At 63.7% G+C, this 14,180-nt stretch carries 13 protein-coding genes; 5 read left to right on the top strand and 8 right to left on the bottom strand.

Features of this window, described 5'->3' with window-relative positions:
- Positions 1–166: 166 nt before the first annotated feature.
- The gene (locus tag FFS21_RS30350; RefSeq protein WP_137928375.1) at positions 167–2,296 is read right to left on the bottom strand and encodes a putative bifunctional diguanylate cyclase/phosphodiesterase; all 2,130 of its coding nucleotides are present in this window, start codon (positions 2,294–2,296) and stop codon (positions 167–169) included.
- Between the two features lie 386 nt (positions 2,297–2,682).
- Between FFS21_RS30350 and FFS21_RS30345 the strand changes: the two genes are divergently transcribed.
- The 3 genes from FFS21_RS30345 to FFS21_RS30335 all read left to right on the top strand — a co-directional run bounded on the left by FFS21_RS30345 (position 2,683) and on the right by FFS21_RS30335 (position 7,207).
- Positions 2,683–4,716, top strand: coding sequence for a LamG-like jellyroll fold domain-containing protein (locus FFS21_RS30345; RefSeq protein WP_137928374.1), 2,034 nt, complete (start codon positions 2,683–2,685; stop codon positions 4,714–4,716).
- A 65-nt stretch (positions 4,717–4,781) separates the two neighbouring features.
- The gene (locus FFS21_RS30340; RefSeq protein ID WP_137928373.1) at positions 4,782–4,997 is read left to right on the top strand and encodes a hypothetical protein; all 216 of its coding nucleotides are present in this window, start codon (positions 4,782–4,784) and stop codon (positions 4,995–4,997) included.
- A 23-nt stretch (positions 4,998–5,020) separates the two neighbouring features.
- Positions 5,021–7,207, top strand: coding sequence for a phosphocholine-specific phospholipase C (locus FFS21_RS30335; RefSeq protein WP_137928372.1), 2,187 nt, complete (start codon positions 5,021–5,023; stop codon positions 7,205–7,207).
- Between the two features lie 175 nt (positions 7,208–7,382).
- Here the strand turns inward: FFS21_RS30335 and FFS21_RS30330 are convergent, their stop codons facing one another.
- The 3 genes from FFS21_RS30330 to FFS21_RS30320 are packed head-to-tail and all read right to left on the bottom strand — an operon-like array spanning position 7,383 to position 8,613.
- Positions 7,383–7,622 carry a hypothetical protein gene (locus FFS21_RS30330; RefSeq protein WP_137928371.1) on the bottom strand — a complete coding sequence of 80 codons (240 nt, stop codon included), beginning with the start codon at positions 7,620–7,622 and terminating at the stop codon, positions 7,383–7,385.
- Positions 7,623–7,635: 13 nt separating this feature from the next.
- On the bottom strand, positions 7,636–8,109 hold the full coding sequence (locus FFS21_RS30325) for a MarR family winged helix-turn-helix transcriptional regulator (protein ID WP_137928370.1): 474 nt from the start codon (positions 8,107–8,109) through the stop codon (positions 7,636–7,638).
- 57 nt (positions 8,110–8,166) lie between these two features.
- A complete protein-coding gene (locus FFS21_RS30320; protein ID WP_137928369.1) occupies positions 8,167–8,613 on the bottom strand; it encodes an Ohr family peroxiredoxin in 447 nt (148 codons plus the stop codon).
- Positions 8,614–8,995: 382 nt separating this feature from the next.
- On the opposite strand from FFS21_RS30320, the gene FFS21_RS30315 reads away from it, so the two are divergent.
- Together FFS21_RS30315 and FFS21_RS30310 are read left to right on the top strand one after the other, a co-directional pair.
- Complete coding sequence (locus FFS21_RS30315; RefSeq protein WP_137928368.1) at positions 8,996–9,664, top strand: response regulator transcription factor; 669 nt, start codon at positions 8,996–8,998, stop codon at positions 9,662–9,664.
- Complete coding sequence (locus FFS21_RS30310) at positions 9,651–11,087, top strand: sensor histidine kinase (protein ID WP_171020527.1); 1,437 nt, start codon at positions 9,651–9,653, stop codon at positions 11,085–11,087. The genes FFS21_RS30315 and FFS21_RS30310 overlap by 14 nt, the downstream gene beginning before the upstream one ends.
- A gap of 22 nt (positions 11,088–11,109) precedes the next feature.
- Here FFS21_RS30310 and FFS21_RS30305 read toward each other — a convergent pair whose 3' ends face one another.
- From FFS21_RS30305 to FFS21_RS30290, 4 genes are all read right to left on the bottom strand, one after another.
- On the bottom strand, positions 11,110–11,700 hold the full coding sequence (locus FFS21_RS30305) for a biliverdin-producing heme oxygenase (RefSeq protein WP_137928366.1): 591 nt from the start codon (positions 11,698–11,700) through the stop codon (positions 11,110–11,112).
- Positions 11,701–11,805: 105 nt separating this feature from the next.
- Positions 11,806–12,321: a hypothetical protein gene (locus FFS21_RS30300; RefSeq protein WP_137928365.1), complete on the bottom strand. Its 516-nt coding sequence runs from the start codon at positions 12,319–12,321 to the stop codon at positions 11,806–11,808.
- An 11-nt stretch (positions 12,322–12,332) separates the two neighbouring features.
- Positions 12,333–12,866: an A24 family peptidase gene (locus tag FFS21_RS30295; protein WP_137928364.1), complete on the bottom strand. Its 534-nt coding sequence runs from the start codon at positions 12,864–12,866 to the stop codon at positions 12,333–12,335.
- Positions 12,867–13,259: 393 nt separating this feature from the next.
- A complete protein-coding gene (locus FFS21_RS30290) occupies positions 13,260–14,036 on the bottom strand; it encodes an SDR family NAD(P)-dependent oxidoreductase (protein ID WP_137928363.1) in 777 nt (258 codons plus the stop codon).
- Positions 14,037–14,180 lie beyond the last annotated feature (144 nt).

The raw sequence follows: 14,180 nt of genomic DNA, 5'->3' as shown, positions 1-14,180 counted from the left end.
TCGCAGGCTTCACTCGGCGACGCAAGACATGCCGCCGGCCGAGTACGAGGCTTTAAAGAGTAGGTCTGCCTGAAAAAGTGTCCAAGATTACTTGACCACTACAGGGGAGAGGGCCGGCAGTGCAAATTGCGATGAGGTCGGCAAGCAGAACCTCCGGCCCTCTCCCCTAACCCCTCTCCCGCAGGGCGGGAGAGGGGAGCGAAATGGCGGCGGAAGAGGGGAGAAAAGATGAGCGTGAGAGGGGAGAACACTCACGCATCACCGCCTCAAAATCCGCACCGGCCAGCGGCGTGGCCAGCAAGAACCCCTGCACCTCGTCGCAGCCCACATCCTGGATCTTGCGCAATTGCGTGGGCGTCTCCACCCCTTCGGCCACCACATCCATCTGCAGCGCGTGCGATAGCGTGACGATGGCCTGCAGCAATGCGCGGCCTTCCACCTCGTGGACATCGAGCTCGCCCGTGAAGAAGCGGTCGATCTTGAGTTGCTTCACGCGGAAGCGCTGCAGGTGGGCCAGGCTGGAATAGCCGGTGCCGAAGCCGTCGATGGCCATGTCGTAGCCCCGCTCGCGGAACTGCGCCACGATCTGCGCGGTCTTGTCGGCATCGTGCATGGCGACGCTCTCGGTGACCTCGAACATGAAGCGGGACGGGGACACAGCGGCAGCGGTCACGATGGCATCGATGCGCTCCACAAGATCCGGTACAGCGAACTGCACCGCCGACAGATTGATGGCGATCTGCGTGGCTGGCAGCCGGGCATCATCCCAGCGGCGAATCCATCGGCATACCTCGGCCACCACCCATTCGCCAATCTGCACGATCTGCCCGGAGCGTTCGGCCACGCCGATGAACTCGGGCGTCGGCACCTCGCCATAGAGCGGATGCCGCCAGCGGATCAGCGCCTCGGCACCGGTCAGGTTGCGGTTCTGCGTCTTGAACTTGGGCTGGAAGGCCAGGTACAGGCTGCCATCGTCCACGCCGTGCGGCAGGTCGCGCTGCAGCACCATCGCCCGGTCGGCCTTCAGGCTCATCTCGGGCGTGAACACACGGTACGCGTTCCGTCCGGCGGATTTGGCGGCATACATCGCGATGTCCGCGTTTTGCAGCAGTTCGTCGGCGGTGGTGCCGTCTTTCGGATAGAAGGCGATGCCGAGGCTGGCAGCGGTGCGAAGACGCGCGTTATTGGCCAGCCCTTCCTTGCACAGTGTGCGCAGCAGTCGCGACGCCACGTCCGCCGCCTTGCCTTCTTCGCCGATTGCGCCGAGCACCACCACGAATTCATCGCCGCCCACGCGGGCCACCAGTCCATCGGTGCCGGTGGCGTCGACGAGGCGCGTGGCGCAGTCCTGCAGCAGCGAGTCGCCCACGGCATGGCCGAGTGCATCGTTGATGCCCTTGAACCCGTCCAGATCGAGAAACAGTACGGCGAACGGCGCGTTGGTGCGCGATGCCTCGGTAATGGTTGTTTCGATATGGCGCAGCAGCGACACCCGGTTCGGCAGGTTGGTCAGTGCATCGTGCGTGCCGAGATGATCGAGGCGGCCCCGGGCTTCGCGCAGGGAACTGACCAGCGCGCTGTTATGCCAGCCGAGAAAGAACAGTGTGCCAGCCAGCACGAGGAACGAGGCGACGGACACCAGCGCGGCGAGCCAGTCGGCGCCAATGGCGTTCACGGTCAGGCAGACAGCGCCGGGCGCGAAGCTGGCGGCGGCCATGCCGGTGTAGTGCATGCCGGCAATGGCCAGGCCCATGACCAGCGCGCCAGCAAAGCGCTTCACGACGACATAGTCGTCGCCCGCATTGCGCAGCCGGAACGCGATCAGCAGGGCCGCCATCGACGCCGCGATGGCCAGCAGCACCGATAGCGCGACGATGGGCATCGAATACTGGATACCCGGCGCCATCTTCATGGCGGCCATGCCGCAATAATGCATCGACGCAATGCCGAGGCCCATCAGCGTGCCGGCCAGCACAAGCCGCTTCGGCGTCAGCGAGCCGCGCGTGACGGTGGCCAGCACCAGATAGGCGCTGGCGCTGGCCAGCAGGACGGAAAGGGTGGTCAGCAGCGCGTCGAACCCGATGGCGATGGGCAGCGACAACGCCATCATGCCGATGAAGTGCATCGACCAGATACCGATGCCGAGCGCCACGCAGCCGCCAGCCAGCCAGCGTTGCCGGCGTCCGCGTTCGGCGTCTGAAGGAATCCGTGCGGCAAGCTCCAGCGCGGTGTACGCGGCCAGGGTTGCCACCATGACGGAAAGGAGCACAAATAGGGGGTGATAGCTGCCGCTCATGCGTCGTCTGCCGTCTGGAAATTCGGACAATGCGCCCGTCCTGAAACCGCCGCGCGGTGCGTCTCCATGAGAAAGCCACCCACGTGACGAGGGGTCCCGCCCAGTATGTGCGGCCACCGGAACCCGGTGAATAACCCGGTTTGGTTAATTTCCGGTTTCTAAGGGTTTCCCTGGGATGCGCTGCGCATTGTCCTGCGGAAGCACGTCAAACGGACGTTTTGCCGTGCGCGGAACCCGAACCAAAAATTCCGAATCCCCGCATTCGTCGATTTGGGGGATCTGTCAATTGGCCGAAAACGTCACCCCGTACGCTGCCGTCCTGTCAGACCGACGATGCCACGCGCCAGTTGGCACGCGCACTACAACAGCGACAGGGAATCCCGACAATGAGCAGAAAGCACCAAGGCCGCGCCGCACGCGTGGCCGCTGGCCTGGCCCTCACCACCGTACTCGCCGCCTGCGGCGGCGGCGACGGCAGCAACGGCGCCACCACCAGCCCCGCAGCAGACACCCCCGGCACGTCCACGGCACGCAAGGTGCTGCTGATCGGCGTGGACGGTGCTACGTATGCCCAGGTGCAGGCCGCCATGGCGCGCAAGACCATGCCCAACCTGGCACGTCTGGCCGTCATGCCATCCCACACCGGCGGCACGCCGGCCACGTTGACGGCCCAGCCGCCGCTGCCATCGGCAAGCTGGGCGACGGTGCTCACAGGTAGCTGGGCCAACCGCCATGGGATTGCGGATGATGGCGACCTCGCTGCAACCGTCGATGCGCAGGGCAACACGGGTCCGAATGTCCCGACACTCTTCGAGCGTATGCGTATGGCTGACGGCGCACGCAAGCTCGGCGCAGCCACCACGTCGCCGCTGCTTCCTGCATTGCTTGCCAAGGCACGCACGGGCAGTGCGCTCGATACCGCCATCGATTGCGCGGGCGTGGATCGCTGCGTGGCCGAACAGGGACTGACGATGGTGCGCGCCGGCTACGATCTTGTGCTCGCGCAGTTCGGCGCCCCGGCGTTGGCCGCTGCGGCCGACGGTTATCAGGCGGGCAGCTACACCGCAGCGCTTTCCGCATTCGATCAATCGCTCGGCCAGTTGCTCGATGCGGTGGATGCACGCAAGCAGGCCAACGCCGGGGAAGACTGGCTCGTGGTGGTCACCACGCCGTATGGGCTGGACCGCACCGGTGTGCCCACCGCCGTGCCCACCTTGCAGAACCGCACGGCCTTCATTGCGTTGAACCAGCCGGTCGATATCAGCAACAATCGCGTTGCCGCACCGGTGCCCGATAGCGATCAGGTATTGGCCGATACGCCTGCCGAGGCGGACATCCTGCCGACTGCGCTGTCCTTTGCACGCATTGACGTGGCCGCGTCCGCGCGAAATTTCGATGGCATCGCGCTCCAGACACCGCGCGGTACACGCGATATCGGCATCGCGGCCGGGGATTACAACGCTTCGCTCGTGCTGTCGTGGACCAACCCCGCCACGGCGGCCGACAGCATTGTCGTGCTGCGCGACGGCGTGCAGGTGGCCACGCTGGCAGGAAATGCGACGAGCTTCACCGATAGCAACTTCGACCTGCCCACCGGCCTGCATCGCTTCAACTACACGCTGCTGCGCAACGGCATCGCCACCTCGTATCTTGCGCAGTTGAACTACACGCGCCCCATGCTGCTGGCCGATACGCTGCGCAATCAGCTCGCCATCTACTACTCGCTCGATGCGAAGCCGCCGGTGGATGTGAAGAATGGCTCCACGCTGACCGCGGCTGTTGCGGGTATCGACGGGGGCAGCCTGGTGACCGACAACTTCAAGACCAACGCATTGCGTGTGGATTCGCGCACGGGCAGCTATCGCTTCACACCTGCCGCTGCGGATTTTGCGCTGTCGCCCCAGTTCACCCTGGGCTTCTGGTTTCGCACCGACTGCACGCAGGGCAACAGCATCGGCGAGCCGGTCATGTCGAACAAGAACTATGCATCGGGTGGCAATGCGGGGATCGCCATCGGACTGTTCGGCAGTTGCGAACTGCGCTTCAACATCGGCAGTGGCAGCGGCAAGCGCGATGACATCAACGGCCTGAAAGTCAGCGCCAATCAGTGGGTCTATGTGGCACTCGTGGTGGACTCGGTGGCCAGGCGTTTCAGCGGCTACATCATCGATCCGCTGCGCGGCATGCAGAAGGTGGATAACAAGGCGATTGCCAATACCGATGTCACCAAGCTCAACGGGCTGGGCGTGGGCTGGGCGCTGAACAACGACGCCACGTTCAACTACGTGGCAAACAACGCCGGGGCGTTGAACGGTGCGATGGACTTCAACGACGTAGCCGTCTGGACCCGCGCGTTGACCGCCGACGAGTTGCTGAGCATCGACGGATCGCACAAGCCGCTGTCTTCACTGAACCCCTGATCCCCTGATTACCTGCGGCCCCTTGCGTTCTCCGCATGGGGCGCTGCCTCACGGAACTGCCGAACATGAACCTCACTCGTCCTTCGATCGACGCGCGCACCATCTTGCGCCGCATGCTGACCGGCGCGCTGTGCGCCGCCGCCATTGCCACGCTGGCCGCCTGCGGTGGCGACGGTGGCAGCGATAGCGGTAGCGGCGGCACCACCGCCACGCCGGCTTCCGAACTGCGCCCCATCGACGCGCCGGCCCAGAACACGCCGACCACCCGTTGCGCTCCCTGAACAACTCCGAGAATCCAAGAATCATGACAACAAGCAGCAGACGTCAATTCCTGAAGCTGGCCGGCACGGGTGCCGCAGCCGCCGGCCTTACCGCACTTCCGCCGTCCATCCGCCGCGCGCTTGCCATTCCCGCGAACAACGCCACCGGATCGATTCGCGATGTGCAGCACGTCATCATCCTGATGCAGGAAAACCGCTCGTTCGATAACTACTTCGGCACCTTCAAGGGGGTGCGCGGTTTCGGCGACCGGTTCCCGATTCCCACGGCGGGTGGCCGTAACGTCTGGCAGCAGCAATACACGGTGGGCAGCCCCGCGCGCGACATCTATCCGTATCACCTCGACAGCACCGCGGGCAACGCACAACGTGTCAGCGGCACGCCGCACACGTATCCCGATGCACAGGCGGCATGGGACCTGGGTCGCATCGCCAAGTGGCCGGATTCCAAGAACACGCAGTCGATGGGCTACTTCAAGCAGGCCGAGGTGGACTTCCAGTTCGCACTGGCCAACGCGTTCACGCTGTGCGATGCGTACCACTGCGCGTTCCACGGCGGCACCAACCCCAACCGCGTGTTCCACTGGACCGGCACCAACGATCCGCTCGCCACGGGTGGCGGCCCGGTGATCGACAACAGTCAGGACACCATCGGCGCATCCACCAGCGGCTATCGCTGGACCACGTATGCAGAGCGCCTGCAAGCCGCAGGCGTGACGTGGAAGGTGTACCAGAACATGCCGGACAATTTCAGCGATAACCCGCTGGCCGGCTTCGTCAAGTTCCGCCAGGCCAACGAAGCCCGCGGCAATGCATCGAGCGGCAGCCCGTATCCGGCCTGGACACCGGCTGACGATGCAGTCACGCCGCTGCTGCGCGGCATCGCCAACACCATGCCCGATAGCGGCTTCATGCAGAGCCTGCGCGACGATATCGCGGCCGGCACGCTGCCACAGGTATCGTGGATCGTGGCACCGGCCACGTACTCGGAACATCCGGGGCCGTCGAGCCCGGTGCAGGGCGCGTGGTACACGCAGCAACTGCTCGATATCCTGACCAGCAATCCCGATGTCTGGAGCAAGACCGTCCTGCTGATCAACTTCGACGAGAACGACGGCTACTTCGATCACGCGCCGCCGCCGTGCGCACCGGCCAGCAAGACCGATCCGCTGACGGGTGGCTCCACCATCGACAAGATGGATGCCGAGTACCACACCGATGGCAAGCCGTACGGCCCGGGCCCACGCGTGCCGATGTACGTGGTGTCGCCGTGGAGCCGGGGTGGATGGGTCAACTCGCAGGTGTTCGATCACACGTCCGTGCTGCGCTTCCTGGAGCAGCGCTTTGGCGTGCTGGAACCGAATATCAGCGACTATCGGCGCGCGGTCTGCGGCGACCTGACCTCCGCGTTCAACTTCGTCAATCCAAACAACGAAGTGTTGCCCACGCTGCCGAGCCGCACAAAAACATCGGCAGATGCCGTGCGTGCCGCGCAGCAGGCGCTCGCTCAGGTGCCGTTGCCTTCCGCCGCTGCGCAGCAGACCAACGCGGCGCGGCAGGACCCGGGCTCGCGTCCGTCGCGCGCACTGCCTTATGAATTGCACGTCAGCGCGCGCGAGAACGCCAACGCCGCGAACCAGATCGCACCGAACCAGCTCACGCTGATTCTTCGCAATACGGGACGCGCTGCGGCGGTGTTTCACGTCTACGACCGTCTGCATCTGGATCGCGCGCCGCGTCGTTATGCGGTGGAGGCGGGCAAGGAACTCTTCGGCGTGTGGGACACGCTGGCCGATGGTGGCAAGTACGACCTGTGGGTGCTGGGGCCGAACGGTTTCCACCGCAGCTTTGTTGGCGATACCTCGGCATCGTCCGGCGCAGGTCGTGCCTCGCCGGAAGTGCGGGTCTGCTACGACCCCCCGCTCGGTACGGTGCGCCTGACGATGATGAACCTGGGCACGGCCACCTGCCAGTTCAGCATCAAGGCCAACGCCTATCGGAACGGAGAAACGCTGACGTTCGATATTCCCGCAGGGATGCAGTTGGACCAGAGTTGGCCGGTGGGACGGCAGGGCAACTGGTACGACTTCACCGCGAGCGTGCCGCAAGGCGGATTCCAGCGGCGCTTTGCAGGCCGGATGGAAACGGGCGCCGATGGCGTGTCTGATCCGGCGATTGCCAAGTCGGTGATTGATGCGACCGTGATCGAGTAAAGCGCGAAGGAAGTTGTGCGACTGGTAGTTTTCCCCTCTCCCTCCGGGAGAGGGGCAGGGGAGAGGGCAAGCGGTTCAAATCCCGAGGCGCTCGGCAAGCAGACCCTCCGGCCCTCTCCCCCCGACCCCTCTCCCGCCTTGCGGGAGAGGGGAGCAAACAAGAGGAGAGTTGCTACTAACCCGCATCCGCCAACAGATACCCATCCACCTCCACCAGCCGATCCAGCCGAATACTTTCGCCGGAATCCAGCAGCAGGAATTCTTCTTTCTTCAGATTGACGATGTCCGCGATCCTCGCGGTGCATTGCTGAATATCACCGTTGGCGTCGCGATAGCGGATCACTGCCTGTTTGCGCAGCGTGGCCACGTCTTCCAGACGGTCATGGAATTCGCAACTGATCGGGGTGTAGTCCATGGTGAAGCTCCGGTTACTCGCGCGCTTCCACGGCGCGCAGCAGGTTGTTTCGCAAGGCCACGACCGACGCTTGCAGTTCGGCGAAGGCTTTGTCGTCGAGTCCGGTTGCGCCGCCGAGTCCTGTTTCCGACTGTCGTTCGCGCAGATCGCGGCCGTTCGCGGTCAGCCGTATACGGACGAGCCGTTCGTCGGCCGGATCGCGGCGGCGCTCGACGTAGCCCATGGCTTCCAGTTTCTTGAGCAGCGGCGTGAGCGTGTTCGATTCCAGAAACAGTTTCTGTCCAAGGTTGCCGACGGTCTGGTCGTCTTCCTCCCAGAGCGCAACGATGGTGATGTATTGCGGATAGGTCAGCCCCAATTGTTCGAGGATGGGCTTGTAGGCTTTGCCAAAGGCAAGGTTCGCGGAATAGACCGCGAAGCAGAGAAAGTCTGACAGCCGCGCGGGCTGGGGCTTGGGTACGGACGGTTGCTTGCTGCTGTCAGTCATGATGTATCCCGTTGAGAGTCGGATGCGAGTGTATCGCATCCGACTGATTGGGGTCGATTACGCGGTCACTACGTTGATGGCCACGTCGATGTTGCCGCGGACAGCCTTCGAGTACGGGCAGATGGCATCGGCAGCGTGCGCCAGCTCCGTGGCCTGTTCGTGGGCGATGCCAGGCAGCGTCACGTTCAGGCGAGCCTGGAGAAAATACTCGGCGCCGCTCTGGCCGAGATCCACTTCGATATCGACGGCCAGGCCATCGGGCAGTGCAATCTTGCGCTGCTGCGCGGCGAGGCCGATGGCAGCGATATAACAGGCCGACCACGCACCGGCAAAGAGTTGCTCGGCCGTGGGATGCGACTCGATGGATGTGAAGACGTGTTCCGGCGCGGCGTCGCGGCCGGGGGAGAGCTGGATATCGAGCTTGCCATGTGCGCGGCGCACGTTGCCTGCGGCCGGAGTGGTGTGGGTCTTGCCGGTGAAGAGGACTTTTTCGATCTTGCTCATGATGTCTGGCCTACAAAGTATTTCGGGTGGATTTCCATCGCAAGCGAAACAATCGCATGCGATTGAAAGTATCTTGGTGCATGGCAAAGCCAATGTCAAGGAGGAATTTGCACCGGGCGGCGGACGGCCGGGCAGGCGCCGCGTCGCTCACGCGAGCGTTAAGCAAAGTTAATCCTCTGCCGCTTCGAGTTCTCTAATAATGCGTTTTTGGCAGACCCAAAGCGGTGGATGCATCGCAGTAACTTCAAAATTAACCCATTTTTGGGTACAAATGAGAATGAGTCTCATATAGAATTGCGACCGAGCTGGTACAGATTGCATCCAATCCAGCCACAAACACCGGGTCGAAGTCGTTGGTCAGCAGGAAAAGGGGGAATCTGTCATGCGCGTTCTGATTGTGGAAGACGATTCGCGGGTGAGTCATTGGCTCAGTGCCAAACTTCAACAGAACGGGCACGACTGCCGCCTGACGAATACTGGCGAGCAGGCGCTGGAATTGATCGGCAGCGAAGCCTTCGACGCCGTGCTGCTGGACCGCATGCTGCCCGGCATCGACGGTATCAGCGTGCTGAACGCGCTGGCCGACTATCCGCATCCGCCGGTGATGGTGCTCTCCGCCGTGGACCAGCCGAGCGACCGTGTAGAAGGGCTGCGCGCTGGCGCTGGTGACTATCTCGGCAAGCCATTCGATTTCACCGAACTGCTGCTGCGGCTGGAAGGCATGGTCAAGTGGCGCGCCACACCGAACGATCCTGACTGGATCACGCGACTGGAAGACCTCAGCATCGACTGGCGCGAGCGGCGCGTGACGCGTGGCGGCCAGTTGATCGACCTCACCGAGAAGGAGTTCGCGCTGCTGCAGGTGCTGGCCACCAATGTTGGCCGCACGGTGACCCGCGCGATGCTGCTCGAAAAAGTCTGGGGATATCAGTTCGATCCGCAAACCAATCTGATAGACGTCCATGTCTCCAAGCTGCGCAGCAAGATCGACCGGAATTTCCCCCGGTCGTTGCTGCGTACGGTGCGCGCGGTCGGTTATGTCCTGGGCTGAACGCGTTGCCCACCTGCTGGAAACGAGCACGTTTCGCCATGCGTCCATGGTGGCGTTCATCTTCCTGCTGGTGGCCGTTGGCACGGTGCTGCTGAGTGCGCATCAGATCGACGCGCTGCTGCACAGCCACGTGCGCGATATGGTCTTGGCCGACGTCCGCACGCAGGAGCGCAGTCATCATTTCTCCGATGCGCAAAGCATGGCCGTGGCTCTCGCGCGCGACGACAGTCGCGAGCGCGAAGGCAGCAAGTCATTGGTGGTGTCGCCTGCGGGCACGCTGCTGTTCGGAGACCCCCAGGTCAGGACCGCGCTGCAATGCGAGCCGCCCTGCGCCTTGCAATGGCGCAACGTGACCGTCAGCGATACCAGCGCGCGACTCGCGCAATTGTTCGGCGTGCAGGTGCCGCTGGCCGATGGCGGCGTGTTCTTCAGCGGCTACGACATCCTGCCGATGCGCGAACGCCTGCGCGTGATTCCACTGGTGGCGGGCGCCGGTCTGTTCGCCGTGCTGCTGTCGAGCCTTGCGATCGGACTCTATACCAGCGTCCGCAGCATGCGGCGTGTGGACCGTATCCGCAGTGCACTGCGCCGCTATGTGACGGGCGAGCGTGATGCCGTAGTGCCGTGCGGACGCGATGGTGACGAGTTCGACCTGTTGGGTCAGGACATCAATCACGTGTTGCACCGCGTAAATCGGCTGATGGAAGAGGTCAAGAGCGTGAGCAGCCATCTTGCGCACGAACTGCGTACACCGCTGACGCGCCTGCACAACCGGCTGGAAACGCTGACGGAGAAAGTCGATCCGCAGATGCGCGACGATGTGGTGGGCGCGCTGGAAGAAGCCGAACGCATCCAGCGCATGTTCCGTGCGGTCCTGCGGATCGGCGAGGTGGAAGCGGGCCGTTGCGAGCATGCGTTCGAATGGTTCGAAGCCCGCACGCTGCTCGAAGATCTTGCCGAATACTATGCGCCGCTGGTGGCGCTCTCGGACATGGAGTTGCGCATCGAGACCGAGCCGGGGCGCGAACTCTATGGTGACCGCGCGCTGCTATTCCAGGCGTTGTCGAACCTGCTTGAAAACGCCATCAAATACGCGAGAAAAGACGGGGCGGGGAAGGGCGAGACACTCGTGCTGCTGGCGCGGCGCCGTGGCGATGGCATCGCACTGGGCGTGGCCGATCATGGTCCGGGCATTCCGCCCGCGCTGCGCGGGCAGGCGGTGGAGCGGTTCCGGCGTCTGGGCGGGACCACGCAGTCGGGCAGCGGTCTCGGCCTGGCATTGGTCAATGCCATTGCGCGATTGCACGGTGCGCGCCTGTCGCTCGAAGAAAACGAGCCGCATGGGTTGCTGGCCGTGCTGCTGCTCGACCGCCGCCACTGGAATGCAAAGACCGGGCTGAAGGACGCGCTCACGACTTCGTAGCGCGCCCGCCGATCCTGCGATATCAGGCCGTCTCGAACATCTCGGCCAGCAACTGTCCGAATCGATCGTAAGCCGCATTCGCACCGGCGATCACCGCATCGTGCGCCTGTGCCGGCACGGCATCGCTATCGAGCGCGGCCACGAAATTGCGCCATGCTACGGCACGGCCTTCCGGATACGCAGCGAGGTTGCGTGCGCCGAACTCGGCTGACAGGCCCAGGCTTTCTTTCGCGGCCTTGAACAGGAAAGCGGCGCCGAGCGTGGAGCCTTCGGAAACATAGAGCCAGCCCAGTGCCTCGGGCATCGCCACGCCTGCGCTGGCGATGTCGCCCGTCGGCGCGTCCCACTCCAGATCCTTCAAGTCCGCCAGCGATGCCTCGGCGCGTCCGCGTCCGTCGAGATCGGGCACCGCAGCCCGCACGGCGGCATCCGCAAACAGGTGCTCCACATCGCGCTGGAACAGATACTGCGCGGCAACAAAGCGCGCATAGCCTTCGCGGCTCGCAAACGGATCGGCGCTTTCCATCAGCGTGTGCATGCGCTCATGCTGTGCAGCGGTCTCTTGCTTGAGGCGGGAAGACAGCGTGGGCTGGGCGACTGGGTTCGTGGTCATCGGCGAGACACTCATAAATGATTCGAGAGGGTGAACAGCGGTCACTCTTTTTACGTGATCGCACTGCGCAAGGCACGTTAACCTTGCTTCATGTTGGATACGTACTTAATTCGCCTGCGACAGTGTGTGTGTCTGCGCGGGCAGGTCGCCCAGCAAGTGCTGGTACTGGTAGCGGAATGCCGTGCCGTCTGTGCCCAGCAGGCGCGGTAACGGCGTGATGAAGTTCTTGCGGATCTCCACGGTGATGCGCCAGACCGGCACGGTGCGCGTCGGCGCCGTCTTGGCCTTGCGCGCGTCGTTGCCATCCAATGCATCGAGCGATGTGAAACTCTCGACGGCAACAGTAGCGATATCGCTGTCACCCAGATAGCCATGCGAGGCGGCGGCCATGCGCTGGCGCACCATCCGCTCCATCTGTCCGGCTTCGATGGATTCCGCAGGGTCCTCGCGGAACTGCGCGATGGCATGCTCCAGTGCCGAACTGCCCATGTTGATGGCCAGGCCGATGTTGCCCAACTCCATGAACATCATGGCGCCGGCGATGATGACAGGCAGCGCAAACGCTGCCTCGACGGCCAGTGCGCCACGGTTGCGGCTGGTGGGGAGAGTGCGATGACGCATAGCGGGGGAGATCAGCCGTGAAACAGCACGAACGCCGCGCCGGCAGCGATCGCGAAACCATAGGGGATGCCGGGCGTAGTGTGCGAACTGAGCGCCAGCGGCGTGGGTAGCGGCCGATGCAGCCATGTGCCGAGCCGTGACACCCGTGCGGCCAGGAATCGCTCGATCCTGCGCAGCAAAGGCAGGCCAAGCGCCAGCACACCGCCCGCCAGCGATGTGACCACGAGGAACGCGGATACCTCGTTGCCCATCCACAGGCACAGCACGGCCACCAGCTTCACATCGCCCGCGCCCGCCCAGTGCATGGCAAACAGGCCGTAACCGACTATCAGCACGATGGCAGCGGCAAGGACGCCGCGTGCAATGCCGGGCCATGACAATGCTTCCGATCCTTGCAGGCCGAGCCACGCAAGCTGCATCAGCCACAGCACGAGCAACCCCAGCACCAGACGATTGGCAATGCGTCGGTAAAGCAGGTCGGAGAAGCCGACCCAGAGCAGCACAGTCGGCAACACCCACCCGGCGAACGCCAGCGACCCCGTCATCAGCGCACGTGAACGCCACACCGGGCGTACGGAAATTGCGGAAAACGGGGCGACATGAGCGAACTCCTAACGAACGCGGATGAATAGCGGACCCGGCCGAGACATATCGGCCAAGTCCGTATTGAGAATCAATGTTGTTCGTGAGGCAAGTTACGGATCATTAAGAATTTTTGTGGTTTGAAGCTGGCGGGGGCGCATAGCAGCGGGCGAGGGCTTGTTTGCTCCCCTCTCCCGCAACGCGGGAGAGGGGCCGGGGGAGAGGGCCAGCGGTGCAATCACCAGCAAGTCGCGATTTGAACTGCATGCCCTCACCCCCACCCCTCTCCCACTTACGCGGGAGAGGGGAGCGCATAGCCGAGGGTGTCGGTCTCTATGACACGCTCGGCAAGCGCATCACAGAAACATCCCGCCCGACACTTCCATCCGCTCGCCAGTCATCCAGCCCATTTCCGGCGAGAGCATGGCGGCTACTGCACCGCCGATATCGTCGGGCTGGCCGACGCGGCCCAGTGCGGTGTTGGCGGCGACGAGGGCATTGACCTGCGGGTTGTCGCGGACCACCCCGTTGCCGAAGTCGGTGGCGATGGCGCCAGGGGCCAGCGTGTTGACGCGGATGCCGCGTGCGCCGAGTTCCTTGGCCAGGTAGCGGGTGAGCACCTCCACGCCGCCCTTCATCGTGGCGTAGGTGGTCTTGCCCATGCCGTAGAAGCGGGCCAGGCCACTGGAGACATTGATGATCCGTCCGCCATCGGCAAGCATCGGCACCAGGGCTTGCGTCAGGAAGAACACGCCCTTGAGGTGGATGTTCATCAGGTCGTCGAATTCCGCTTCGGTGGTCTCCATGAACGAGACGTTGGAACCCGTGCCCGCGTTGTTGAACAGCGCGTCGAAGGTGTCGCGACCGAACGTTTCGGAGAGCGTCTGGCGCAGCGTTTCCGCGAACGCCTTGAACGTGCTGGCCCGGCCGGTGTCGAGTTGCAGCGCGACGGCCTTGCGTCCCGCGCGTTCCACGGCGGCGACGGTTTCCTGCGCGGCGTCGGCGCGCTGGGCGTAGGTGATGACCACATCCCAGCCTTGTGCGGCCAGATGCAGTGCGGCGGACTTGCCGAGGCCACGGCTGCCACCGGTAATCAGGGCGATGCGCGAGGAGGAAAGGGTCGGGTGGGTCATGGTCGGGCTCCTGGGTAGTGAGATCTGACTGGATCAATTGGGTCGGTCCAGTTACTCTGCTGTTCGAGATGGCGCGGATAAATCACGCCACACCGACATCACTGGTCGAACTTCTCGATCAATGGACTTGCCCCATTTCTCACG

It is taken from the genome of Cupriavidus sp. 2SB (assembly GCF_005503625.1).
Classification (GTDB): Bacteria; Pseudomonadota; Gammaproteobacteria; order Burkholderiales; family Burkholderiaceae; genus Cupriavidus.
This window is presented reverse-complemented; position numbering and strand designations above follow the sequence as displayed.

Coding starts and splice junctions, on each gene's coding strand:
- FFS21_RS30350 (WP_137928375.1), bottom strand. CDS start 2,296: ATGAGCGGCAGCTATCACCCCCTATTTGTGCTCCTTTCCGTCATGGTG.
- FFS21_RS30345 (WP_137928374.1), top strand. CDS start 2,683: ATGAGCAGAAAGCACCAAGGCCGCGCCGCACGCGTGGCCGCTGGCCTG.
- FFS21_RS30340 (WP_137928373.1), top strand. CDS start 4,782: ATGAACCTCACTCGTCCTTCGATCGACGCGCGCACCATCTTGCGCCGC.
- FFS21_RS30335 (WP_137928372.1), top strand. CDS start 5,021: ATGACAACAAGCAGCAGACGTCAATTCCTGAAGCTGGCCGGCACGGGT.
- FFS21_RS30330 (WP_137928371.1), bottom strand. CDS start 7,622: ATGGACTACACCCCGATCAGTTGCGAATTCCATGACCGTCTGGAAGAC.
- FFS21_RS30325 (WP_137928370.1), bottom strand. CDS start 8,109: ATGACTGACAGCAGCAAGCAACCGTCCGTACCCAAGCCCCAGCCCGCG.
- FFS21_RS30320 (WP_137928369.1), bottom strand. CDS start 8,613: ATGAGCAAGATCGAAAAAGTCCTCTTCACCGGCAAGACCCACACCACT.
- FFS21_RS30315 (WP_137928368.1), top strand. CDS start 8,996: ATGCGCGTTCTGATTGTGGAAGACGATTCGCGGGTGAGTCATTGGCTC.
- FFS21_RS30310 (WP_171020527.1), top strand. CDS start 9,651: ATGTCCTGGGCTGAACGCGTTGCCCACCTGCTGGAAACGAGCACGTTT.
- FFS21_RS30305 (WP_137928366.1), bottom strand. CDS start 11,700: ATGACCACGAACCCAGTCGCCCAGCCCACGCTGTCTTCCCGCCTCAAG.
- FFS21_RS30300 (WP_137928365.1), bottom strand. CDS start 12,321: ATGCGTCATCGCACTCTCCCCACCAGCCGCAACCGTGGCGCACTGGCC.
- FFS21_RS30295 (WP_137928364.1), bottom strand. CDS start 12,866: ATGACGGGGTCGCTGGCGTTCGCCGGGTGGGTGTTGCCGACTGTGCTG.
- FFS21_RS30290 (WP_137928363.1), bottom strand. CDS start 14,036: ATGACCCACCCGACCCTTTCCTCCTCGCGCATCGCCCTGATTACCGGT.